Annotated in this window: 2 protein-coding genes; both read left to right on the top strand. The window is 62.4% G+C overall.

Translation table 11 applies throughout. The features are described from left to right. The coding region (locus NW848_RS11885; RefSeq protein ID WP_414511166.1) for a helicase-related protein at positions 1-1,397 on the top strand (1,397 nt) is incomplete at its 5' end. Continuing rightward, the coding region (locus tag NW848_RS11890; RefSeq protein ID WP_414511167.1) for a DUF559 domain-containing protein at positions 1,394-4,947 on the top strand (3,554 nt) is incomplete at its 3' end. The genes NW848_RS11885 and NW848_RS11890, both read left to right, overlap by 4 nt.

Consider the following 4,947-nt stretch of genomic DNA (forward strand, 5'->3'; position numbering starts at 1 on the left):
AGACAGACCTTCGACAACACCTGGGATCCGCAACTCAGGTAGCCTGCGTAACCGGCCGCATGGGCGACGAGGAGCGGGAGGCCAAGATTGCGGAAATGGCCGTTGACCAGCCACGGGTGCTGGTGGCCACCGACTGCCTCTCGGAAGGGATCAACCTGCAGGAAAAATTGACAGCCGTCATCCACTACGACCTGCCCTGGAACCCCAACCGGCTGGAGCAGCGGGAGGGGCGGGTGGATCGCTACGGCCAACGGGCCCCCCGGGTCAAGGTCATTCGTTTTTTTGGGCGAGATAACCCTGTGGACGGCGTGGTGCTAAAGGTGCTGCTGGACAAGGCGCGGGAAATTCGCCGCACCCTTGGCACCCACGTGCCTGTTCCCGAAGCGAGTGAAAGCGTTACCCAGGCGGTGCTGGAGGCGCTTTTTTTGCGCCAGGGATCCGGCTCAGGGGAGCGCCAGTTGGAGCTGGATCTGGGGATGGCAGAGGTGAGCCGGTTTCACGCCCGGTGGGATCGCTCTGCCGAGCAGGAGCGGCGCAACCGCACCCGTTTTGCCCAGCGATCCCTCAAGCCTGAAGAAGTGCAGCGGGAACTGGAGGCTACAGACGCCGTGCTGGGGGATCCGCAGGCAGTACAGCAATTTTTTCTCGCTGCCGCCCAGCGCCTGGGCCTGGCCGTGATCCCTGACCGGCAGTCTGGAGTCTTCCAGGTCAACCTCAGCCGAGAGGGCACGGCAACCCTGCCGGAGGCCATTCGTTCAGCCCTGCCCCAGCCCAAGGGTGGACACTGGCGGATTAGCTTTGTCTCCCCCACGCCAGAAGGAGCGGAGTACGTTGGCCGCAACCACCGCCTCATCGCTGCCCTGGCCCACTTTTTGCTGGAGAAGGCTCTAGATAATCCTGAAGAGGCCGTCGTCTCCCGCTGCGGGGTTGTGCGGACGCGGGCTGTGGCCGAGCTCACCACCCTCTTGTTGCTGCGCGTGCGCTACCTGGTGGAGCAGCCGCTGGCTCAGCCTCTGCTGGCGGAGGAGGTGCTGGTGCTGGGAGGGGTTGGCCTGGAAAGAGGCGCAGCCCGCTGGCTGGAAACTGGGGCAGCGCTCCAGCTTTTGGCCAAAGCCACGCCAGATGCCAACCTGCCGCTCGCGGAAAAGCAGGAGTTGGTGCAGCATGTGCTAGACAGCCTCAGCCCCTGGCCGCCGACTGCAGAAAACTGGGGCCTAGGACACCCCCTTCAGCAAGGGATCCGGGAGGCCATTTGCCGGCGGGCTGGCGAGCTGGCTGATGCCCACAGGCGCATCCGACAGGCTATCTCCCAGCGCGTGCGCGGGCTGGAGGTTAAGCCGCAGTTTCCCCCGGATCTGCTGGGAATTCTTGTCCTACAACCTCTGCTGTCCAGATGAGCCAATTTCCTGCACTACGCCTTGAAGGGGGCCTCTTGGGGCCGGACATCCTGGAGCAGCTTTTGGCCGGCGAGCTGCCGGGCCAGAAGCCGAGAGACTTTGGGCTAGACGACAAGCGCAGCCTGACCGAGGAGATGGCCAGCGTCTTTGCCGATGCCCGCACCCAGTGGGAAGTTTTCCGCCGTCGGCTGGCCCGTCTGCCAGAAGGGGATCCGGCCACGTCGGTTACCCGCGATGCCTGGGTCATTCCCTTTCTCAGCCTTCTGGGCTACGAGCTGCGCTACAACCAGCGGGCCTACGAGATTGACGGCGCCACCTTTGCCATCTCCCACCGAGCTGGCGAAGCAGAGGACGCTCCGCCGGTGCACATTGTGGGGGTGCGCCAGGAGCTGGGACGGCTGGCTCCTACTGGCAGGCCGCGTCTAGCCCCTCACTCGCTGCTGCAGGAGTATCTCAACCGCAGCGAGCACCTCTGGGGCATCGTCACCAACGGGCTGATCCTCCGCCTGTTGCGAGACAGCACCTTTGTGCGCCGGCAGGCCTATGTGGAGTTTGACCTGCAGCAGATCCTGGAGGAGCAGCGCTTTAACGACTTTGCCATCCTGTTTCGCCTGTTGCACCGCAGCCACCTGCCCCAAAGGGCGGAGCAGGCGCGGGAGTGTTGGCTGGAGAAGTACTACCAGCAAGCTCTGGAACAGGGGGGGCGAGTCCGCGAGCGGCTGCGGGATGGGGTGGAAGAATGCCTCAAGGGCTTGGCCAACGGCTTTCTTGCCCATCCCAAAAACTCCCAACTGCGGGAGCGGCTGGCCTCTTCTGGATTGAACCGCCTCACCCCGGAGGAGTTCTACCGACAACTGCTGCGGCTGGTCTATCGCTTTTTGTTTCTCTTGGTCTCGGAGGAGCGGGGGCTAATTAGCGCCAGCCCCCTCTACCGGGATCACTACGGCGTGGGTCGGCTGCGGCGGCTTTTGGAGCGGCGGAGCGCCTTTACGGAACATGAGGATCTCTGGTGCAGCTTGCGGGTGCTCTGGAGGGTGCTTTCCCAAGAGGAGCTGGCGGAGCTGCTGGGGGCTGCTCCTCTCAATGGGGACCTCTTTGCTCCCCTGGAGCTGGATAGCTGCAGCCTCAGCAACCGGGATCTGCTGCAGGCCTTCTGGCACTTGGCCTACTACCAAGAAAGCCCCACCTCTCCCCCTTGCCGGGTGAACTACGCTGCCCTGGACGTGGAGGAGCTGGGATCCGTCTACGAAAGCTTGCTCGACTACCAGCCTCAGATTGTAACTGGGCAAGGGGCGCCTCGCTTTGAGTTGAGCTACGGCTCAGAGCGCAAGAGCACAGGCTCCTACTACACCCCGCCGGAGCTAGTGGCCGAACTCATCCGCTCGGCGCTGGAGCCAGTGATTGAAGAACGGCTGAAAGCCGCTCGCCCACCTGAGGAAAAAGAGCAAGCGATTTTGTCCATCCGTGTGTGTGATCCCGCCTGCGGATCCGGTCACTTCCTGCTTGCTGCCGCCCGCAGGTTGGGCAAGGAACTGGCAAAGATCCGCACCGGCGAAGAGGAACCCGCCCCCGAGCGTGTCCGCGAGGCCATCCGCGATGTGGTGGCGCACTGCATCTACGGCGTGGACAAAAACCCGCTGGCGGTGGAACTCTGCCGCGTGGCCTTGTGGCTGGAGGCCCACTGCGCCGGCAAGCCCCTCACCTTCCTGGATCACCACATCAAGTGCGGCGATTCGCTGGTGGGTGTCTTGGATTTGGCGATTTTGGAAAAGGGCATCCCCGATGAAGCCTTTACCCCGGTTAGCGCTGACTCCAAGGAGGCTGCCCGCTCGCTAAAGCAGCGCAATCGCACCGAGTGCCAGAGTTTGCAAACAGGGCAGCTTTCCCTTGCTTTTGACACTGACCAGGTGGTGGCTGAGCTTAGCCAGGAGCGACAGAAGCTAGAAGCCATTCCAGACAACTCCCCGGCAGAGGTTAGCCGCAAGCAGCAGCTCTACAGCCGCTACTGCCAAGACCCGCAACACCAAAAGCTAGTGGAAGCCTGCAACCTGTGGACAGCCGCTTTTTTCCAGCCCTTGATCCCTGACTTCTCTAGGGCCATTACCACCCAAGCCGTGGCTGATCGACTGCAGGAGAGAACCCCCTCCCAGGCCCTTGCCACTGCTCAGGCCCTCGCTGTCGAGAATCGGTTTTTCCACTGGCCGCTGGAGTTCCCGGAGGTGTTTGAAAGTGGCGGCTTTGATGTGATCCTCTCCAACCCGCCCTGGGAGCGCATCAAACTGCAGGAAGAAGAATTCTTTGCCAGCCGCAATACCGCCATTGCTCGGGCTCCGAATGCCGCCGCCCGTAAACGGCTGATCGCCGACCTACCCAAGACCAACCCCGCCCTCTGGCACGACTACCAGCGTGCCCTGCACAACGTCGAAAGCGCCAGCCGCTTCCTGCGCGCGAGCGGACAGTACCCCCTGACCGGCCGCAGGCGCATCAACACCTATTCCGTCTTTGCCGAGAGGGTGCGCCTCCTGCTTAGCCCCCACGGACGGGCGGGCATCATCGTCCCCACGGGCATTGCCACCGACGACACCAACAAGCGTTTCTTTGCCGATGTGGTGGAAAAAGGGCAACTGGTGAGTTTGTTTGATTTTGAGAACCGCGAGGGGGTGTTCCCTGAAGTGCATCGCAGCTACAAGTTCTGCCTGCTCACCCTAGCAAGGGATCCAAAGGGGGAAATGCCGCCAGCCAGCTTTGCCTTTTTTGCCACCCGTGCCGACCACCTGCGCGACCCGCGTCGGCTCTTTAGCCTAACGCCGCAGGACATTGCCCGCATCAACCCCAACACCCGCACCCTGCCCGTCTTCCGCACCCGGCAAGACGCCGACCTCACCCGCGCCATCTACCAGCGCGTGCCGGTTCTGGTGAACGACTCCCCTCTTCCTAAGGGAGAGGGGCTGGGGGTGAGGGTCAACCCATGGGGCGTGCAGTTTAAGCAGGGGTTGTTCAATATGTCTTCTGACTCGCACCTCTTCCGCACCCGTGCAGAGCTGGAAAAGCAAGGTTACCGGCTGGTGGGGAATGTGTTTGTGCCCTCACCCCCTGGCCCCCTCTCCCACGCTGCGGGAGAGGGGGGAAGGATCGCAGCCCCCGACCTCTCTTCTCGCGCTGCGGGAGAAGGAGGGTACGAATTACCCAAGGCCAGCCAGGAACTGATTGCCAGGGCGCGGCAGTTGCGTCGCGAGGCGACGACCGCCGAAAGCCTGCTCTGGGAATTGTTGCGTGACCGTCGGCTGCTAGGCCGAAAATTCCGGCGTCAACATCCGATTGGACAATTCATCGCCGATTTCTTCTGTGACGATGCCCGTCTGATCATTGAGATAGATGGCGCCGTGCACCGCGAACCCACTCAGCAGGAACGCGACCGTTTGCGGGAGGAAATCCTGCGCGAACATGGCTTTGCCATTCTGCGCTTTACCAATGAGCAGATATTCGACCACACAGAACAAGTCCTCCAAGAGATTGCTGCCTATGTCACTGCCCATTCCTACGAGCATCC

This window comes from Synechococcus sp. RC10A2 (assembly GCF_047502605.1).